Annotated in this window: 21 protein-coding genes; 3 read left to right on the plus strand and 18 right to left on the minus strand. The window is 45.0% G+C overall.

Annotation, left to right across the window (positions count from 1 at the left end; translation table 11 throughout):
• Positions 1 to 14: 14 nt before the first annotated feature.
• The 5 genes from BLHYD_RS08385 to BLHYD_RS08405 all read right to left on the minus strand — a co-directional run bounded on the left by BLHYD_RS08385 (position 15) and on the right by BLHYD_RS08405 (position 5,973).
• Positions 15 to 1,913, minus strand: a complete 1,899-nt coding sequence (locus BLHYD_RS08385; protein ID WP_005945696.1) for a YgiQ family radical SAM protein — start codon at positions 1,911 to 1,913, stop codon at positions 15 to 17.
• On the minus strand, positions 1,914 to 2,579 hold the full coding sequence (locus tag BLHYD_RS08390) for an HAD family hydrolase (RefSeq protein WP_005945699.1): 666 nt from the start codon (positions 2,577 to 2,579) through the stop codon (positions 1,914 to 1,916). It abuts the gene before it with no gap.
• Positions 2,580 to 2,603: 24 nt separating this feature from the next.
• Positions 2,604 to 3,419, minus strand: a complete 816-nt coding sequence (locus BLHYD_RS08395) for a GTP pyrophosphokinase (RefSeq protein WP_005945702.1) — start codon at positions 3,417 to 3,419, stop codon at positions 2,604 to 2,606.
• Positions 3,420 to 3,671: 252 nt separating this feature from the next.
• Entirely contained in the window at positions 3,672 to 4,463 is a 792-nt protein-coding gene (locus BLHYD_RS08400; RefSeq protein ID WP_005945704.1) for a M23 family metallopeptidase, read from the minus strand.
• A gap of 61 nt (positions 4,464 to 4,524) precedes the next feature.
• A complete protein-coding gene (locus BLHYD_RS08405) occupies positions 4,525 to 5,973 on the minus strand; it encodes an aminoacyl-histidine dipeptidase (RefSeq protein WP_260784506.1) in 1,449 nt (482 codons plus the stop codon).
• A 71-nt stretch (positions 5,974 to 6,044) separates the two neighbouring features.
• Between BLHYD_RS08405 and BLHYD_RS08410 the strand changes: the two genes are divergently transcribed.
• A complete protein-coding gene (locus BLHYD_RS08410) occupies positions 6,045 to 7,070 on the plus strand; it encodes a hypothetical protein (protein WP_050769849.1) in 1,026 nt (341 codons plus the stop codon).
• On the opposite strand, the gene BLHYD_RS08415 is transcribed toward BLHYD_RS08410, so the two are convergent.
• The 4 genes from BLHYD_RS08415 to BLHYD_RS08430 are packed head-to-tail and all read right to left on the minus strand — an operon-like array spanning position 7,047 to position 9,122.
• Positions 7,047 to 7,667, minus strand: a complete 621-nt coding sequence (locus BLHYD_RS08415; protein ID WP_005945713.1) for a hypothetical protein — start codon at positions 7,665 to 7,667, stop codon at positions 7,047 to 7,049. The two genes, BLHYD_RS08410 and BLHYD_RS08415, sit on opposite strands and share 24 nt — an antisense overlap.
• Positions 7,668 to 7,679: 12 nt before the next feature.
• Positions 7,680 to 8,171, minus strand: coding sequence for a pantetheine-phosphate adenylyltransferase (coaD, locus tag BLHYD_RS08420; protein WP_021845768.1), 492 nt, complete (start codon positions 8,169 to 8,171; stop codon positions 7,680 to 7,682).
• A 7-nt stretch (positions 8,172 to 8,178) separates the two neighbouring features.
• On the minus strand, positions 8,179 to 8,730 hold the full coding sequence (gene rsmD / locus BLHYD_RS08425) for a 16S rRNA (guanine(966)-N(2))-methyltransferase RsmD (protein WP_005945718.1): 552 nt from the start codon (positions 8,728 to 8,730) through the stop codon (positions 8,179 to 8,181).
• Positions 8,727 to 9,122 carry a methylglyoxal synthase gene (locus tag BLHYD_RS08430; protein WP_005945721.1) on the minus strand — a complete coding sequence of 132 codons (396 nt, stop codon included), beginning with the start codon at positions 9,120 to 9,122 and terminating at the stop codon, positions 8,727 to 8,729. The genes rsmD and BLHYD_RS08430 overlap by 4 nt, the downstream gene beginning before the upstream one ends.
• Before the next feature lie 255 nt (positions 9,123 to 9,377).
• Between BLHYD_RS08430 and BLHYD_RS08435 the strand changes: the two genes are divergently transcribed.
• Positions 9,378 to 9,590 carry an alpha/beta-type small acid-soluble spore protein gene (locus BLHYD_RS08435; RefSeq protein WP_005945724.1) on the plus strand — a complete coding sequence of 71 codons (213 nt, stop codon included), beginning with the start codon at positions 9,378 to 9,380 and terminating at the stop codon, positions 9,588 to 9,590.
• Positions 9,591 to 9,728: 138 nt separating this feature from the next.
• Here the strand turns inward: BLHYD_RS08435 and BLHYD_RS08440 are convergent, their stop codons facing one another.
• The 4 genes from BLHYD_RS08440 to BLHYD_RS08455 all read right to left on the minus strand — a co-directional run bounded on the left by BLHYD_RS08440 (position 9,729) and on the right by BLHYD_RS08455 (position 14,273).
• On the minus strand, positions 9,729 to 10,076 hold the full coding sequence (locus BLHYD_RS08440) for a DUF6465 family protein (RefSeq protein WP_005945727.1): 348 nt from the start codon (positions 10,074 to 10,076) through the stop codon (positions 9,729 to 9,731).
• An 88-nt stretch (positions 10,077 to 10,164) separates the two neighbouring features.
• Complete coding sequence (gene recG / locus BLHYD_RS08445; RefSeq protein ID WP_005945731.1) at positions 10,165 to 12,222, minus strand: ATP-dependent DNA helicase RecG; 2,058 nt, start codon at positions 12,220 to 12,222, stop codon at positions 10,165 to 10,167.
• Positions 12,223 to 12,229: 7 nt separating this feature from the next.
• Positions 12,230 to 13,894, minus strand: coding sequence for a DAK2 domain-containing protein (locus BLHYD_RS08450; RefSeq protein ID WP_040350372.1), 1,665 nt, complete (start codon positions 13,892 to 13,894; stop codon positions 12,230 to 12,232).
• A 19-nt stretch (positions 13,895 to 13,913) separates the two neighbouring features.
• The gene (locus BLHYD_RS08455) at positions 13,914 to 14,273 is read right to left on the minus strand and encodes an Asp23/Gls24 family envelope stress response protein (protein ID WP_021845764.1); all 360 of its coding nucleotides are present in this window, start codon (positions 14,271 to 14,273) and stop codon (positions 13,914 to 13,916) included.
• Between the two features lie 192 nt (positions 14,274 to 14,465).
• On the opposite strand from BLHYD_RS08455, the gene rpmB reads away from it, so the two are divergent.
• Positions 14,466 to 14,654: a 50S ribosomal protein L28 gene (gene rpmB, locus BLHYD_RS08460; RefSeq protein WP_005945747.1), complete on the plus strand. Its 189-nt coding sequence runs from the start codon at positions 14,466 to 14,468 to the stop codon at positions 14,652 to 14,654.
• Between the two features lie 133 nt (positions 14,655 to 14,787).
• Here the strand turns inward: rpmB and BLHYD_RS08465 are convergent, their stop codons facing one another.
• From BLHYD_RS08465 to BLHYD_RS08485, 5 genes are all read right to left on the minus strand, one after another.
• On the minus strand, positions 14,788 to 14,925 hold the full coding sequence (locus BLHYD_RS08465; protein WP_005945750.1) for a hypothetical protein: 138 nt from the start codon (positions 14,923 to 14,925) through the stop codon (positions 14,788 to 14,790).
• A 49-nt stretch (positions 14,926 to 14,974) separates the two neighbouring features.
• Positions 14,975 to 15,379: a GerW family sporulation protein gene (locus BLHYD_RS08470; protein WP_005945753.1), complete on the minus strand. Its 405-nt coding sequence runs from the start codon at positions 15,377 to 15,379 to the stop codon at positions 14,975 to 14,977.
• Between the two features lie 60 nt (positions 15,380 to 15,439).
• Entirely contained in the window at positions 15,440 to 16,360 is a 921-nt protein-coding gene (locus BLHYD_RS08475; RefSeq protein WP_005945755.1) for a DUF2953 domain-containing protein, read from the minus strand.
• Between the two features lie 4 nt (positions 16,361 to 16,364).
• Entirely contained in the window at positions 16,365 to 16,676 is a 312-nt protein-coding gene (locus BLHYD_RS08480) for a hypothetical protein (protein WP_005945757.1), read from the minus strand.
• 79 nt (positions 16,677 to 16,755) lie between these two features.
• Complete coding sequence (locus tag BLHYD_RS08485; protein ID WP_005945759.1) at positions 16,756 to 17,208, minus strand: NUDIX hydrolase; 453 nt, start codon at positions 17,206 to 17,208, stop codon at positions 16,756 to 16,758.
• Positions 17,209 to 17,368: the final 160 nt, after the last annotated feature.

The following is a 17,368-nucleotide window of genomic DNA, read 5'->3' on the forward strand; positions in this document are numbered from 1 at the left end:
CAAGTCGACTGTGACTAGGCTTTTTTCTTCTTGTGAATATTTCGAATCGTTTTTCTCTTGCCCGTCTTCTTCGGCTTTTCTGCTCCTGCCGTCGCCTTTGAAGCGGCGCGTTTTTCTTCTTTTTTAGGGCGTATCAGACACTTGGGCCCATAGCCGATCAAGTCTTCCCGTCCCGCCATTTTTAACCCTTCGCGCACCAACTCTGCATTGGCAGGATTGCGAAACTGAATCAACGCCCGCTGAATTGCTTTCTCGTGGGGAGCTTTTGGCACATAGACCTTTTCCATCGTCAGAGGATGAACTCCTGTGTAATACATACAAGTAGACAAGGTAGACGGAGTCGGATAGAAATCCTGTACCTGTTCCGGCATGAAACCTAAATCCCGGATATACTCCGCCAGCTTTACCGCCTCCCTCATCGTACAGCCCGGATGGGAAGACATAAAGTACGGAACCGCATACTGCTTTTTTCCCGTCTTTTCATTCTCCCGGCTGTATTCCAAAAGAAATTTTTCATATACCTGATGGCAGGGTTTTCCCATGTACGAGAGCACGATATCTGACACATGCTCCGGGGCGACTCGAAGCTGGCCGCTGATGTGATGCCTGACCAGCTCGGACAAAAAGGTCTTGTCTTTGTCTGCCAAAACATAGTCAAAGCGGATGCCGGAACGGATAAAGACTTTCTTTACGCCAGGAACAACCCTCAGCTTTCTCAGTAGCTGGACGTAGTCGCGGTGGTCTGCTTTCAGGTTCGGACACGGCTTTGGAAACAGGCACTGTCTTTGGGGACAGACTCCCTTTTTGAGCTGTTTTTCACAGGATGGCTGACGAAAGTTTGCAGTCGGCCCTCCCACGTCATGTATGTACCCTTTAAAATCAGGATCTCTTGTAAATGTGGCTGCTTCCTCGATCAGAGACTCATGGCTTCTAGTCTGTAAAATTCTCCCCTGATGAAACGTAAGCGCACAAAAATTGCATCCGCCAAAACAGCCCCGGTTGCTGGTGAGGCTGAATTTAATCTCCGAAAACGCGGGGATTCCGCCTTCTTTGTCATAGCGAGGGTGCCACGTCCTTTGGTAAGGCAGTCCATAGACATCATCCATCTCCAATTGTGTCAATGGAAGAGACGGAGGATTCTGAACCACATATCCCTGTGTCCCATAGTCTTCCGCCAGTATCCTGCCGTGAAACGGGTCTGTGTTGCGGTACTGAACCGCAAAACTCCTGGCATAAGCCAGCGGTTCTTTTTGCATTTCGCTATAAGAAGGCAGGACACATGGATTTTCTAAACTCTCCAAAGAATCCGTGCGAAAAACGGTACCAGGGAGATAGGTGAGATCTTTCACAGGGATTCCTGCTTCCAAAGCCTCTGCGATTTCCACTACAGAGTGTTCTCCCATCCCGTAAGAAATCAGATCGGCCCCTGAATCCAGAAGGACAGACCTGCGAAGCTTATTCTCCCAATAATCATAATGAGCCAGTCTTCTCAAACTGGCTTCAATGCCCCCCAGAATGATCGGGGTATGTTTATAGCTTCGACGAATTAGATTTCCATACACGATCACCGCCCGGTCTGGCCGAAGTCCCATTTTTCCACCCGGAGAATAGGCATCCTGACGGCGGCGTTTTTTTGCGACGGTATAGTGATTAACCATGGAATCCATATTTCCAGCACTGACCAGAAAAGCCAGGCGTGGTTCTCCGAAAATACGAATGCTGTCAGGATCTTTCCAGTCAGGCTGTGCAATCACTCCCACCTGATATCCTCTGCTCTCCAACAGACGACAGATGATAGCAGCGCCAAAAGACGGGTGATCCACGTAGGCATCTCCCGTCACATAGACAAAATCCATCTGCTCAATCTTGCGTTCTTCCATTTCCTGCCGGCTCATCGGCAAAAATTTACTCATTCAGCACTCCTTTAACGCTTCTTTTATAACTTCGTCATAAGACTCTATGTAGTAATCCGCTCTCCTGCGCTTTTCCTCTCTTTGGGCCAAACTATAAGCGTCCTCCACCGCGCAGGTAGTCATTCCGGCAGCTTTTCCCGACTGGATTCCTGCTACGATATCCTCGAACACAAGGCAATTTTCAGGTTTCACCCCTAATCGCCCCGCAGCTTCCAGATAGACATCCGGGGCAGGCTTTCCTCTTTGTACCTCACAGGAGGTCACAATACAGTCAAAATACCGGTCAATTCTATGACTTTTTAAGACTGCCTCAATCAATTCCCGGCTGTTGCTGGATGCCACTGCTGTACGTATATTTTGAGATTTCAGGTACGTCAGAAACGAGCGGATTCCCGGTTTTAGCTTAACCTGGTTTTGGTAGGCATCCATCGCTAGAATATTCCAAGTTTCTTTGATCTGCTCAATATCCTGTGAAATCTGGAAGCGCTTTTTAAAATATTCTGCTACTTCTGTGAACCCCATACCTTCAATTTCTTCTTGGAGATCTGCCGGTACGGAAAGGCCCATTTCTCCCAAGTATCGAATATCCACTTCTGACCAGACCCACATGGAATCCACCAAGGTTCCATCCAAATCAAAGAGAACTGCTTTTTTTCCTTTTAACATATGTAATCACCCAAGTGTTCTTTCTCATTTTATGGATGTGGACACAGCCTGAGCACGATAACTCTCGGCGATAATATCCAACTGTCGATGAAAACGCTCTAGCTGCTGCAAATCCTTCGTCTCATAGACCCTCAAAAACTCATCCTGAATTTTTGCTACTTCTCGTTTGTTTGTCAGCTTATAGAGATTCTCAATATTGCTCAGAATATCGGAAACCAGGTTCGACTGCATCTGAGAAGAATTCTGCGCGTCCATGATTTCGTTGCGCACAGAGGACATCTCCTGGTCTAGCGCGATAATCGCATCGGCTGCTTTGCTCAGCCTTTCTGTCACATGGGGAGGCATATTTCCTTTGTACTTATACTGAAGAGAGTGCTCAATGGTAGCCCAAAAGTTCATGGCTAGTGTCCGAATCTGAATTTCCACCTGAAGACGTTTCGGTCCATAAATCGTCTCTACAGTATAATAAATAATCAAATGGTAACTACGGTAGCCGCTCTCCTTCATATGAGTCAGATAATTTTTTTCACTTTTGATCTCCATGTCCTTGCGGGCAGCAATCATCCGGGCAACCTCAGCGATATCCTCCTCGAATTGGCAAATAATTCGGATACCTGCAATATCTTCGATTTCCTCTTCCATTCTGAACATGGGAATATTTTTTCTCTGCATCTTCTCTAATAGGCTAGAGATACTTTTAACTCTTCCCGTGACTTCTTCAATAGGAGAATAACGGTCATTGGTCCGATATTCTTTGATTAAGTGTTCAAATTTTATAATCAGCTCTTGAACTGCCAGCTCATAGGAGCTCAATATACTGCGCCATAATTGTATTTCCATTTGACTCTCTCCTAATAAATCTCATACATAATTTAGTATACCAGATCAAGATAGACAAGTCCACCCTCAATCCTGTCCTTCCATATGTAACTCTTCAGCTACTGATCATTCTCTTGCAGTTCGTGAACTGCAACACGCTTCGCGATGCACACAAACTGCTGTAAGTAGCAGTTTGGTGCGAATATGTCTCGGGATTTTTATACAAAATGTACCAAAACACCTCGCGGGATATTAGCGACCTGAATTGTAACACTATTCATCCATGTAGCGAAGAATCCAGTATGGATTCACGCTCTGTTCCTCTTTGTTCTCCGTGGAGATGTAAATACCCAGGTGCAGATGTACAGGGAATTTGCCGGAGGTTCCCTCATCGCCATAGCCGGTATTTCCCATAAAGCCGATGATCTCACCTGCCGCGATCTCTTCCCCGATCTCATAGCGCTTCCAATAAGAAAAAAGATGCGCATAATAAAAATATCCGCCGTGATCGCTGCGAATTCCTAAGCGGTATCCGCCCAGGGGCAGCCAGCCGATCTGCTCTACGACACCATCCGTCATACTATAGACCGGGTACTCTCCCGCCTGAGCGTTTTCAATAAATAGATCGGTTCCTTCATGTCGACGGTCTTTGCCGTAACTTCTGCGTGCCATCCAGGTGTCCGCATAGGAGACATTTTCTTTTGGTAAAGGAAAGTATTCTAAATCCTGCCAAATGGCAGAGTAACTTTGTACCAGTTTGGAAAATTCACGTGGTTTATATTTCTCATAGAGATCAAAATCCCAGGAGAGCTCTGTAGGTGAAAAATCCCCCTTAGCCATCGTGGAAGCCAACACAAAAGGGAAAAGTTCTGCGGAGATCTTTTCCCTTTGTAACTGTTTCACCAACTGACCAGTCAGCTGCTGGCGCCGGAAAGCCTCCGTCTCGTTGGCGTCAATTGTCAGGCCAGAAACTTGGCTGCGCTCTCTCAGGTAAAAAAGCGTCACCTGACAAAGAGATAATAAAAGAAAAAACAGGAGGAAAAAACGGATGAATTTTTTAATCATGGAAAGACCTCCGCATACTTTAAAATATATATGTGCGGAGAAAATCAAATATGACAAAAAACTATCTCATAGTCGCGAGAACTTGTATCAGATACTCCCAGACACGTCTGACAGATGCAATCTCCATCTTTTCCTGCGGCGTATGAATGTCCCAGAGGTTTGGGCCTGTGGAGACACAGTCCAATCCCGGTATTTTCTCATAGAACAATCCGCATTCCAATCCTGCATGGACGGCTTCTACCCTGGGAGCTTTCTGATACATGTCCTGATATACCTCAATCATATGCTCCCTCAGAGGAGACTGTTCCCGATATTCCCAGGCAGGATATTCTCCTTCCTTCTTGTAATCTCCACCTAGAAATTCTGTCAAATACTCAATCTTATCAGACACGGCGTACTTTGCACTGTTGACAGAACTCCGTACCCCACAGCTGGCATAAAAAACTTCCTCTTCCAGTCTTGCAGCACCCAGATTCGTGGAGGTTTCCACAAGCCCTGGGATATTTCCGCTCATCTTTTGAACCCCATTTGGCACATTCATCAGATAGAACAAGACTTTTTCCTGGCTTACTGGATGCAGAACACCAATCTGTGTCTCTTCCTGGAATTCGACCGAGACAGAGATCCCTGCATCAGAACCCGAATACTCTTTTCGCAGTTCTGCCGTCAGCCGGCACGCGTAATCCTTCAAAATTTCGGTATCTTCCGGCTGAATTAACAGCGCGCAGCTGCACTCTCTGGGGATGACGTTGTCTTTTTGCCCGCCTTCTAATTCTGCCAGTTCATAGGGAAGCTGCTCTTTTAAACCGTAGAGGAACCTGCCCATGAGGATATTGGCATTTGCCCGGTTCTTCCCGATCTCCATGCCCGAGTGCCCGCCCTGCAGACCATGAATTTTAACTTCATAAAGACACCCGGATGCATTGCGGTACTTCACAGGAATACTCGAGATCGCACTCACACCGCCTGCACAGCCGGTGAGCAGGATTCCCTCCTCGTCAGAATCCAGGTTGATCAGATATTTGCCGCTCAGGCAGGAAGCATCTAAATTTTGGGCCCCCAACAAGCCGACCTCTTCATCCACGGTAATCACAACTTCCAGGGCTGGATGTGCATAGGAATCTGTTTCCAGAAGTGCCAGTGCGTAAGCCACCGCGATTCCGTCATCCGCCCCTAAGGTGGTTCCCTCAGCGGTGACAAATCCATCTTCTATTTTCAGTCTCAAAGGGTCTTTCTCAAAGTCGTGGTTACTCCCTGCTTCCTTTTCGCATACCATATCCATATGTCCCTGGAGAATTACAGCAGGAAGCTTCTCATATCCTGCTGAGGCAGCTTTATAGATCACAATATTTCCATATTCATCCTGGACGTACCGAAGCTGATGTTCTTTAGCGAAGCTGACCAGATAATCGCTGATTTCTTTTGTATTTTTGGAACCGTGGGGGATTTTGCTGATCTCCTCAAAATAGTAAAATACTCTTTTCGGTTCACAATTTTCCAACACTGACATAGACTACCTCCTGTTTTTTGCATGTATTTTGAAAAGTTTCATATATTGATAGAAAAAGTATGGGAGTCTCCATGGAGCAAAAATCGGTATCCTCTCAATACTCTCATCCAGGCCACAGCGAGACAGGAAAACGGAGCGCCGTCGTACTGTCTGTCTTTTTGCTTCTCGGCTTTATGTTTGCCTTTCCAAAGCTGACGCTAGAAGCTTCCCGAGAAGGACTTTTGCTGTGGTTTCGAACACTGTTGCCAACACTGCTACCATTTATGATTCTTTCCAATTTTTTGATTCGTTTTAACTGTATCGAAAAAATATTAAATCCATTTCGAAAAATCTGGGCTGCCATCTTGGGCCTGAGCCCTTACGGAGCCTACGCGTATCTTTTGGGATTGCTCTGCGGATATCCCATGGGAGCAAAACTCACCGCTGATCTGTACTCTCAAAAATTCATTTCAAAAAAAGAAGCCGAGTACCTGCTTACATTCGCAAACAATGCAAGTCCCATGTTCATCTGTACCTTTGTGGTTCTAGAATGTATAGGACATGAAGAGCTTCTGCTGCCCTCGTTCACTATTTTATACCTCTCGGACTACCTGTGCAGCCTTTTTTTTCGAGCATACTACCGGACGGAAAGCAACAACGAAAGATTTTGTGTCTCTTTCGACAGACAGGATAAAAATAAAAAAATGGAGACATCCCCTACATACCCTCTGGGTACTCTCATCGATGCCTCCATTATGAATGGATTCGAAACCATCACCAAACTCTGCGGATACATACTGCTTTTTTCCATCTTAGCAAAAGCCATAAACCAATTCTGGTACTTAGCACCTATGGGAAAATACCTCCTGCTGGGAACCGTGGAAATCTCCACGGGCCTTGCTCAGATTGCAGCCTCCACCCTGAGCTTTCCGTGGAAATTCTCACTCCTGCTCAGCTTTACTTCGTTTGGGGGAATCTGTATTTTATTCCAGACCAAAGGCGTCTTAAACCAAAGCCATCTCTCACTTCGTCCTTACTTGGCGGGAAAGGCTTTAAACTTTGTTCTCACCTTTGGATTGTCCTGGAGTTACCTTTTACTCACTCAACTCGTCCATTAAGACATCATCGTCTTCTTCGTCTCCGTACAGGTTGTTGGAAATCGCAGCCGCCTGTGCAGTCTGAGGTGCCAACTCCTGGCGGTTCTGATTTACGACATCTAGACAACTCTGAAGAGCATCCAGGAACACCTTATACTTAGCGCCTGCATCGTCTAAAGTATTCTGGAGAACATTTCCAATGTTGGCCATCATATCGTCTGTGTAAGTGATCGCACTCAGACGAATACTATTCGCATCCTGGGTGGCGGAGTCCAAAATCTCCTGTGCCTGTTTGTTAGCGGCATTGATGGTCTCATTTGCCTGGGCATAAGCTTTCTGCATTACCTCATGCTGGCTTACCAACTCCTCCGCCTTTGCCTGAGCATCCGCAATGATTGCATCTGCTTTTGTCTGGGCATCTTCCAGAATCGCGTCCTTACTGCTGATAATCTTCTGATATCGTTTGATTTCATCCGGTGTCTTCAAACGTAACTCACGCAGCAGTTCCTCAATTTCCTCTTTATTTACCACAATCTTTGTGGTTGACAGAGGCTGATATTTGCAACTGTCTACGTACTCTTCGATTTCTTCAATAATTTGTTCAATTCTGCTGCTCATAGTACACTCTCCTTATTTCGTTGGTTTACGCTGCATTTTGGACAGAATTGCCTCTAGTGCCTGCGGCGGCACAAAATTCGAAATATCTCCGCCGAAACTAGCCACTTCTTTGACTATGGTAGAGCTTAGGTATGCGTATTTCAATCCTGTCGTCAAAAATACCGTATCTACATCCGGCGCCAATACCCGGTTGGTCTGCGCCATCTGCAATTCGTATTCAAAGTCTGTAATAGCTCGAAGCCCACGCAGTATCACATTTGCCTGGTGTTCCCGGGCAAAATTTACTGAGAGACCGTTAAACGCACAGATCTTCACATTTGGGAGCTCCTTCGTGGCTTCTTTTAGTATATTAACACGTTCTTCGACAGAAAACAACGGACTTTTTGCAGAATTCTGCAAAACTCCAACAATAACTTCATCGAAAGATTTGCTTCCACGGACAATCACATCCAGATGCCCGTAAGTAACCGGGTCAAAACTGCCCGGGTACACTGCTTTTGACATATTTTTCTCACTTTCTACGCACAAAAATATGTGCATTGGTTTTGTATTCTTTGCGTTTTTCCTGAACCATTCCCAGATCTTCCAAATATGAAAAATCTGTGTCCAGAGAAGCCTCTGCTATCACCAATGTCTTTTCATTCATCAGTGAGGAGGTCTGTAACAATTCGAAAACCTGTCTCTCCAACCCCTTGCCGTAGGGCGGGTCCATAAAAATACAATCGAAAGGCTTTTCGCCTTCCAATTGTCTCAATCCCTGGAACACATCTGTTTTTATCACCCTTGCCTGCTCTTGCAGGCGGGTGAAGGCTAAATTTTCTTTAATGCAGCCGACAGCCTTCGGACTTTTTTCTATAAACACTGCCAAAGCGGCTCCCCGGCTGAGGGCTTCAATACCGATGGCGCCGCTGCCGCTGAATAAATCTAAAAAGCGGCTGTCCAAAAGCTTAGGCTGCAAAATGTTAAACAAAGTTTCTTTTATCCGGTCTGTGGTCGGTCTTGTCTCCAGTCCAGGCACCGTCTTTAACGGCAACCGTCTGGCTTTTCCTGCAATTACTCTCATTTCAAATTTAATCTCCAATCCAAGTCGCCTCTCGCCAAGCCGAGAATCAAAAGCTCCGCGGTCGCGATGTTTGTTGCCACCGGAATATTGTACTGATCGCATCTTCTGGCGATAGCTCCTACGTCCGGTTCTTTGGCATCCATCATTGCAGGATTATAAAACAGTATTACCATGTCCAGGTCTTCCCGTTCTACCATTTCCATGAACTGCTTATCTCCGCCGATGCTGCCAGATAAGAACTTATGTACATGGAGTCCGGTAACTTCTTCAATTCTTCTGCCCGTCGTTCCCGTGGCATAGACCTCATGTTTTGCGAGAATATTTTTATAGGCGATACAAAAATCTTCGATTAAAACTTTCTTGCTGTTATGAGCAATGATACCTAAATTCATTTGTCTTCACCCCACTTTTTGTTCCATTTCAGGCTCATTATAACAAATAGCTAAATAAAGTTCAATTATTTTTTGAAATTTATACAAAATTAATAATCTGTGATAAAATCAATCAAGATTTAAATCACAGCTTCTTGCTATTTTGAGCCCTGACAATTTTCTCTAATATATGAAAGATTTTCTAGTGTATTATTTTTGAAATGTCACATACTAGGATTGTAACAAAAAAACAAACAACCAAGGAGGAAATGAACAATGGCTAGAAATTCTTCAAATTCCGCAGCAGTGCCGGAAGCAAAGAGCGCATTAGACCGTTTTAAATTTGAGGTTGCAAACGAGTTGGGAGTACCTCTGACTGACGGTTATAACGGAAACCTGACTTCCAAACAGAACGGAAGCGTAGGCGGTTATATGGTTAAGAAGATGATTGAAGCCCAGGAAAGACAGATGACTGGCGGACAGTACTAATCGATTTATCTAAACGTTAGTACCAAAAATTGAAAAAGGATCTGCTGCTAAATCCACAATACATGATGTATTTGGCAACAGATCCTTTTTTCCTATGTCACATAAACACTGCTCACGGCAAAAGTATGATCGTGCATCTTACAGACTGATGCACCCCATGGTATCGCCGTTGATCACATAATGGGCTGCGTTCTCTTCCGGCTTAATATAAACCTTCAGATCTAAAAGCTCGGATTCTTTTTTACCCATCTCATTTGTCCAAACATCTTTTATACGGGAAACGATATCTTTTGCGTAAACTTCCTTTCCCCAAAACTGAATATAAACCTCCGTGTTAAGCTTAGGAGCGGCTTTTCTAGTTGTTTTTCGAGTCGTCGTCTTTTTCGGTGTAGCCGCAGCTTGAGCCGTTGTCTTAGTTTCAGGAGCAGCTTTTGCCGCAGTAGTTGTGGCAGCCTTCGTCTCTGCCTTTTTTGTTCTTGTTGCCATGAAAAATGCCTCCTTACAAGGAATGATAACTTAATTTCTCCAAAACTAGGATACTACGTTTTTTCTCATTTTTCAATGGGCTGATTTACTAAAGTCCTAAACTTTCCAGCTGATATTTCATATATTTTGCTAGTTTTTCTTTGAGTTTAAAATATTGCGGTAATTCAAGACAAGAGTCTAAATCCAGAATATCTCTGGCTGCCTCACTGGCACTTTTTAGAAGGCCAGAATCCTGGTAGATGTCTGCGAGCTGAAACTGCATTTCTCCGCTTTGACGAATTCCAAACAGATCTCCAGGTCCTCTCAATTTCAGATCCTCGGAGGCAATGAAAAAACCGTCATTGGACTGGCCGAGAATCTTCAGCCGTTTCGATACCTCTTTGTCATTTCCCTGCATAAAAATGCAATAGGACTGTTCCGTCCCTCTGCCCACGCGACCTCTAAGCTGGTGAAGCTGAGCCAAACCGAAACGCTCCGCGTTTTCCACCATCATCACGGTGGCATTTGGGACATTGACTCCCACCTCCACGACTGTGGTGGAGACCAGGATTTTAATTTTTCCCGCCGAAAAGTCTTCCATAATCTGATTTTTTTCCTTGGGTTTCATTTTTCCATGCAAAGAACAGATAGAAATCTCCGGTGGAAAAATACTTTTTAACTTTTGAGTATATTCCAGCACGTTTTCTACGTCCAAGCCTTCACTCTCTTCTACCATTGGACAAATCACATAGGCCTGTCTGCCCATAAGAATCTGTTTTTCCATAAATTGATAAGCTTTGGGCCGATAAGAAGTGTTCACAACACAATTTTTTATGGGAAGCCTCGAGGCTGGCAGTTCATCGATCACAGAGATATCCAGATCACCGTAGAGAATGATCGCTAAAGTTCTGGGAATCGGTGTGGCACTCATCACGAGTACGTGGGGTACAGCTCCCCGGGTGGTCAGTGCCTCCCTTTGGCGGACTCCAAAACGATGCTGTTCATCTGTGATGACTAGCGCCAGTTTATGGTATTCTACTTTTTCCTGAATCAGAGCGTGGGTTCCAACGATCAAATTGACTTCTCCGGAAGCAATTTGAGCATATCGTTCCCTCTTCTCCTTCGCTGTTGTGGAGCCAGTCAGCAGAATTGGGCGGCAGTCTCCCAGGCCATGTTCGCTGAGCAGACCGCACAGCGCCTTATAATGCTGAACTGCCAGAACTTCCGTGGGGACCATAAGCGCCGCCTGATACCCGTTTTGAGCTGTCAAAATCATAGCCAAAAATGCCAATATCGTTTTTCCACTGCCTACGTCTCCTTGTATCAACCGGGACATCAGACGATCTCTACACAAATCCTGCTCCACCTCACGCCAAACGTTCCTCTGCGCTTTTGTGAGACGGTAGGGCAGATTTTCCAACAATTTCTCAGTTTCCCAGACTGGCTTCATGGGATAGTAGTTCACAGCGGACTGTGTCTTCTCTTTAAGCATCCAGACTGACAGGATAAAAAACAAAAATTCATCGAACACCAGGCGGGAACGCGCGGCAATCAAAGAATCTCTGTCTTTGGGAAAGTGTATATTTTGAATTGCGAAATTATAGTCTGCGAGCCGATATCTCTCGCGGACATCCAGAGGCAGGTATTCTCCTTCCAATGCTTGATTTTCCAACAACAGCCGCACATATTTTGTGACAGTCTTATTGGTGAGCCCTGCAGTCAGCCCATAAATCGGCTGCATCCGGTTCAAAATCTCCTCGTAGGCAGCCGGAGTAAAAATTTCTGGGTGCTCCATCACCATACGCCCATTCTTTTTCACGACTCTGCCGCGAAATACAAAATAACTTCCTTGTTTCAAGGTCTTCCTCAAATAGGGGGCATGAAACCAGGTAAGCGAGAGTTTCTCACCCTCGCTCACAATACTCGTCGTCAGTATATTTAAATTTCGAACCTGTGCACTCGCCGCCTTTGAGGCAATAAATCCCGCCACAGTCTGAACCGCATTCTCTTTCAGCTGTCCAATCGGCACAGCAGGAGCGTACACCTCATAATTACGGGGATAGTAGTGCAGTAAATCTTCCGTAGTTTGAAGATTTAACCGTCCAAAAAGTTGTTCCGTCTTCTCTCCTACCCCTTTTATATCTCTAAGCAAAATTTTTTTCATCATATACAGACTATTCCACAGAAATCACATAGTAGTAAATCGGCTGTCCACCATAGTTCACCTCGACATCACAGTCACCATACAGCTCTTCCAGTTTTTCTGCCAGCTCCTTAGCCTGCTCCTCGGAGGTCTCCTCCCCATAATATAGGCTGATAATTTCAGAATCCGAGTCTACCAGCTGAGAGATAGTATCCAGGGCTACCGATTCCACTTCTTTTCCCACTGCTAAAATTCCCTTGTCACCGATTCCCATCATATCCCCTTGATGGATATCTTTTTCATCTAATCTAGTATCGCGGACTGCATAGGTGATCTGTCCGGTTTTCACCGCCTCGATTCCTTCGGTCATAGCCTCTACATTTTCCGCCAAAGATTTTTCAGGGACATAGCTGATCATTGCGGAGATTCCCTGAGGAATTGTCTTGGTGGGAATCACAACAATCTTCTTATCTTCTGTCAAATCCCGAGCCTGATTTGCGGCGAGAATGATATTTTTGTTGTTTGGAAAAATATAAATCGTATCTGCATTCACTCTGTCGATGGCATTTAGCATGTCTTCCGTACTCGGATTCATCGTCTGGCCACCTTCAATCAGGTAATCCACACCCAAATCCTGGAAAATTGCCTTGATTCCATCACCCGTGGATACACTGATAAAGCCCACGTCTTTGCGGGGAGTTCTATGTCTGTCCTCCTCCGCCTGGATTGCAGCCAGCTTTTGGGCATCTTTAATCAGCTTTTCCTGATGTTCCTCCCTCATGTTGTCAATTTTCATCCTGGAAAGCGCACCATAAGTCAGCGCCTTCTCAATTGCCTGGCCTGGATGGTTGGTGTGCACATGAATTTTCACAATCTCATCATCTGCCACCAGGACAATGGAATCTCCAATGGAAGTTAAGAACTCCTTGAAATGGTGTTCCTCTTCCTCCGGCATCGGCTCATTCAGCATGATGATGAATTCTGTACAGTAGCCGAACTTGATGTCCGCCTCTGCCTGAGGGGTAATCTTTGTCACCGTTGCAGCAGAGGACGGAGTGTCAAAATTATAGTCGATCTCTTTACCCAGGTATGCATCATACGCACCGCGAAATACCTCAATCAGACCTTGTCCACCAGAATCCACGACGCCGGCTTCTTTTAAGACGGGGAGCATCTCAGGAGTTTTCTCCAACGTATTTTGAGCATGAGTAAAAATGTCCTCGAAAAATATCTGTAGATCCTCAGTCTCGTCCGCAATCTCCATCGCTTTTGCCGCAGCTTCTTTTGCGACAGTCAAAATCGTACCTTCCTTGGGTTTCATAACAGCCTTATAGGCTGTCTCTACTGCCTTCTCCATGGCAGCAGCAATGGCAATCGTGTCTAAAGTTTCGTGTTTAGAAACACTTCGGGTAAACCCTCTTAGAAGCTGGGAGAGAATCACTCCCGAATTCCCGCGGGCACCTCGCAGAGAGCCCGAAGAAATAGCCTTGGCCAATTTTTCCATAGTCACATCTTGAATCTGGCTGACTTCGGCGACCGCAGCCATGATAGTTAAAGTCATGTTGGTTCCCGTATCTCCGTCAGGCACTGGAAAAACGTTCAACTCATTGATCCACTCTTTTTTTGCCTCCAGATTTTTCGCTCCTGCCAGAAACATCTTCGCTAACACACTGGCATCTATGGTATTCTTATTCACCACAAGTATCCTCCTTCAACTAATCTATCGCGCGAACACCTTCCACCAGAAGGTTGATTTGCTTGATCTTCATTCCGGTGAACGCTTCTACTTTGTATTTTACGTTGCTCTGCAGATTCTCTGCGATGGTACCGATATTGACACCATAGGCCACGATAACATGAAAATCGAGACAGATCTGGTTGTCTTCCTCTATCCTCACATTGATTCCATGCTTTAAACTATCTCTGCGAAGCAGTTTTACCAGGCCGTCTTTCATACTGATAGCAGCCATGCCAATGATGCCGAAACACTCCACCGCGACACTGCCAGCATAAGTAGCAATCACGTCTGTGTCGATGATGATGGCGCCCAGGCCAGAATCGATACGTCCGTTCATAACACATACCTCCATATCTATTTAATTTACAATGCAGATTTTAATCACAAGTCATTTGCGTATGTCTGTATTATAACCTCTTTTCATGAAAAATGAAATAATAATATTAATTTTTTTACTTTTTCGCTTGCAAAAGCATATTCATTCTGTTAAAATGGTTCTTGTTGAAAAAAGCGTCAAGGAGGTGCTATCATGGCTAAGTGCGCAATTTGTGAAAAAGCTGCTCATTTCGGAAACAACGTGAGTCATTCTCATAGAAGATCAAATAAGATGTGGAAATCCAATGTGAAGTCTGTGAAGGTTAAGACAGCAAACGGAGCTGCAAAAAAAATGTACGTTTGTACTTCTTGTCTGAGATCCGGAAAAGTTGAGAGAGCATAGTGAGTACAGAAAAAGCGGACGTGTCCGTTTGTTTTCTGCATGATAAGCTAGAAGCCGCTGCAAATGAAAATCCCGAGGGTTTTTGTTTGCAGCGGCTTCTTTGATATTTTATATAAACTGAGAATCCAATCCTTCAACAGCAGAATAAATGATATCCTGCCAAAAGGCAACAGGCCGCAATGAGTGCCATCACCAGACATTTCGGCGCCAGAAGTCCGATCACAATTCCGACGCCTATGAAAAACAAGGCAAATCCTACCACACGGTTCATAGATAAAATGGCACTTCTTTCTCTTATCTTTTACTACTAATATATGTGGCTACTCTTCGGATGAGCACTCCTCTTTTTCTGTGCCAAAAACAGGTTCCTTCACAGCAGCCTCTTCTGAGGAACCGGAAGTAAATTTGTTGACAAAGTCCGGAACCATGTCCAACACCTTCGTCAAACCATCCTGCTGTTTAATATTTACCAGCTTGGTGGTTCCGTTTTGTATCACAAGTACTGCACAGGGGGTCAGCTTTCCGCCCAGTCCACCGCCTCCGTTATTCTTCTTCTCCTGGGTAAAAGCTCCCGCTCCTACTCCAAACGACACATCCACCAGTGGAAGAATGATCGTATCTCCTATGTGGATGGCATCCCCTACTACTGTCTTTGCGGATACGTAACTGTCCATTCCCTGAAACAGTGACTTCATAGTTTCCTTAAAATTATTTTCTGTAGACATGGCATTGTCCTCCTTATGTTTCCATGTAATGCTCTCTCAGACAGAGCTATGTGAATGGTTTTACCCTTTTCTCATCTTTTGGATTACCGTCCTTAAATCCCGATTCCGGTACAATTCCCAGGCGATGGCGGCAAGCACAACCCCATAAATTCTGCCCCTCGCGTACAGCTCTCCCTCGAAAATCTCCCTCTCAAAATCAGGAAAGACAGAAATCTTGTTTTTGTGAATCGGGCAGGTGACTCCCAACAAACCTAAAAGCTGCCCGGTTGCAGCCGGATTCTCCAAACCGAAATGGACATAGCCGGTGATTTTTCGAGGCCAGATCTGTCGCAGCAGTCTGCGCAAATTCTTCCATATCAGCTGTATGGCTGATCTCGTTCTCTCGTCCTTAAGAAATTCCTTAAGCTGCTGTGTCTTTTCGCATAGAGACCTCGCCGCTTTCAAAAACTTTTTCAAGGCTCTCCATCCACTAAGCAACGAATGCTTTATTTTTGAGAAAACTCCTTTGATCTTCTCGGTCAGTCCCCAGCGTCTCTTCTCATTGTCCGATGATGAGGGACCGTCATGCTTCCAAGCAGTCTCTTTCTTTTTCCCGCTGTCCTTAGTCTGTGTATCTTCCCTGAATTCTATCCCAGTTTTCTCAGCGGGCGACAATTCTTCTCGATCAGAAGGAAGAGAGGATTTCTTTTTCCTCGGGTGCAGCTTGCCAAAATAGGCTTTCCATTTATCTGCTGGTATTCCCAAAAGCCGTACAGTAAAGGCGCTGCCTTCTCTATTTTTATACGAGATCTCCAAAGAAATTGCACAAAACAACCATGTGAGTTTTCCATACACAGCCGTTTTGCTGCTGTCTTTTTGCGCTTTGCCCTGATAACAGAGAGGACAAAACAGTACAAGAGCCAGTGCTAAGAGGAACAAAGCCACTAAAATTCCAAGAAGAATCAATATACATTTTATGATTAACCAAAGAATATGTAGCATGCCCTCACCTGTCCTGTAAATATTCTTTTACCTGAAAATCCCCTCTATGCTCATAGGTTTCCAACAGAATTCTCTGTGTCAGCTCCAATGCCTCTTCTTTATATCTGGCGATTCCCACAACCATGGGACAGAGTTCCCAAAGGGGTCTCTGTACCAGATATGCGGTTCCAATGATTTCTAGGAGATGATCCGGGTGATCTGACAGGGTGATCAGATAGTAGCCCGGAGCAAATTTTCCATGTTTTAGTTTATAGATTGTACGACGCGCATGCTTACTGGCCGAATCGCTGAGATACAATTTGTGATACCACTTCAAGATTCTCCATCCTTTACTACTTTCATAATTAAGCTTGCCCTATTGGACTGATTCTAAACGTGATGCCTGGAAAGTTTTTCTAATAGTATTTCCGTCTCGCCCAGAGATTAGCTCTTTTCAATTCCAAGTACTCATGATATGCTCTTTCAACAATCTGCTTTTCATTTGTAAAGCGCAGCAAGTGATAGACTTCATGGAATTTATAATAGCCGGAATCCACAAAATACTCTTCTTTTTGAGGTCTACTGTGATAATTCTCGGCTGACATCAGATACCAGTGCACTTCCTTGTTGACCATATCTTCTGGAACCGTAAAATTATACTGACTGCTGCCGATATACTTCACGATCGACGCTCGAACACCAGCTTCCTCTCTCACTTCCCGAAGAGCCGTCTGCTCATAATCTTCCCCAGCTTCCACAGTGCCCTTAGGGAGTACCCAGCCTTCATACCGATTCTTATAAGATTTATAGAGAGCCAGTATTTTTCCGCGATAAATCACTACACCGCCGCAGCTCGTTGCTTCTATCATAGTGCAATTCCTCCTGCGTGTGTTTTGCTGTCTGGTTCTAGTATAACTCTTTTTACCCTCAGTTGACAAGGGCACACTGTCCAATAAGAAGGAAATTGGTAACAGTTCAGCCTTTCGGCTTCACTGTCACAAATGCATGCACACAGACTGCGAGAATCGC

Source organism: Blautia hydrogenotrophica DSM 10507, from assembly GCF_034356035.1.
In the GTDB taxonomy this organism is placed as follows: domain Bacteria; phylum Bacillota; class Clostridia; order Lachnospirales; family Lachnospiraceae; genus Blautia_A; species Blautia_A hydrogenotrophica.

Bases quoted from the DNA above. Each gene is read 5' to 3' on its own strand.
- BLHYD_RS08385 (WP_005945696.1), bottom strand. From the start codon at position 1,913: ATGAGTAAATTTTTGCCGATGAGCCGGCAGGAAATGGAAGAACGCAAG.
- BLHYD_RS08390 (WP_005945699.1), bottom strand. From the start codon at position 2,579: ATGTTAAAAGGAAAAAAAGCAGTTCTCTTTGATTTGGATGGAACCTTG.
- BLHYD_RS08395 (WP_005945702.1), bottom strand. From the start codon at position 3,419: ATGGAAATACAATTATGGCGCAGTATATTGAGCTCCTATGAGCTGGCA.
- BLHYD_RS08400 (WP_005945704.1), bottom strand. From the start codon at position 4,463: ATGATTAAAAAATTCATCCGTTTTTTCCTCCTGTTTTTTCTTTTATTA.
- BLHYD_RS08405 (WP_260784506.1), bottom strand. From the start codon at position 5,973: ATGTCAGTGTTGGAAAATTGTGAACCGAAAAGAGTATTTTACTATTTT.
- BLHYD_RS08410 (WP_050769849.1), top strand. From the start codon at position 6,045: ATGGAGCAAAAATCGGTATCCTCTCAATACTCTCATCCAGGCCACAGC.
- BLHYD_RS08415 (WP_005945713.1), bottom strand. From the start codon at position 7,667: ATGAGCAGCAGAATTGAACAAATTATTGAAGAAATCGAAGAGTACGTA.
- coaD (WP_021845768.1), bottom strand. From the start codon at position 8,171: ATGTCAAAAGCAGTGTACCCGGGCAGTTTTGACCCGGTTACTTACGGG.
- rsmD (WP_005945718.1), bottom strand. From the start codon at position 8,730: ATGAGAGTAATTGCAGGAAAAGCCAGACGGTTGCCGTTAAAGACGGTG.
- BLHYD_RS08430 (WP_005945721.1), bottom strand. From the start codon at position 9,122: ATGAATTTAGGTATCATTGCTCATAACAGCAAGAAAGTTTTAATCGAA.
- BLHYD_RS08435 (WP_005945724.1), top strand. From the start codon at position 9,378: ATGGCTAGAAATTCTTCAAATTCCGCAGCAGTGCCGGAAGCAAAGAGC.
- BLHYD_RS08440 (WP_005945727.1), bottom strand. From the start codon at position 10,076: ATGGCAACAAGAACAAAAAAGGCAGAGACGAAGGCTGCCACAACTACT.
- recG (WP_005945731.1), bottom strand. From the start codon at position 12,222: ATGATGAAAAAAATTTTGCTTAGAGATATAAAAGGGGTAGGAGAGAAG.
- BLHYD_RS08455 (WP_021845764.1), bottom strand. From the start codon at position 14,273: ATGAACGGACGTATCGATTCTGGCCTGGGCGCCATCATCATCGACACA.
- rpmB (WP_005945747.1), top strand. From the start codon at position 14,466: ATGGCTAAGTGCGCAATTTGTGAAAAAGCTGCTCATTTCGGAAACAAC.
- BLHYD_RS08465 (WP_005945750.1), bottom strand. From the start codon at position 14,925: ATGAACCGTGTGGTAGGATTTGCCTTGTTTTTCATAGGCGTCGGAATT.
- BLHYD_RS08470 (WP_005945753.1), bottom strand. From the start codon at position 15,379: ATGTCTACAGAAAATAATTTTAAGGAAACTATGAAGTCACTGTTTCAG.
- BLHYD_RS08475 (WP_005945755.1), bottom strand. From the start codon at position 16,360: ATGCTACATATTCTTTGGTTAATCATAAAATGTATATTGATTCTTCTT.
- BLHYD_RS08485 (WP_005945759.1), bottom strand. From the start codon at position 17,208: ATGATAGAAGCAACGAGCTGCGGCGGTGTAGTGATTTATCGCGGAAAA.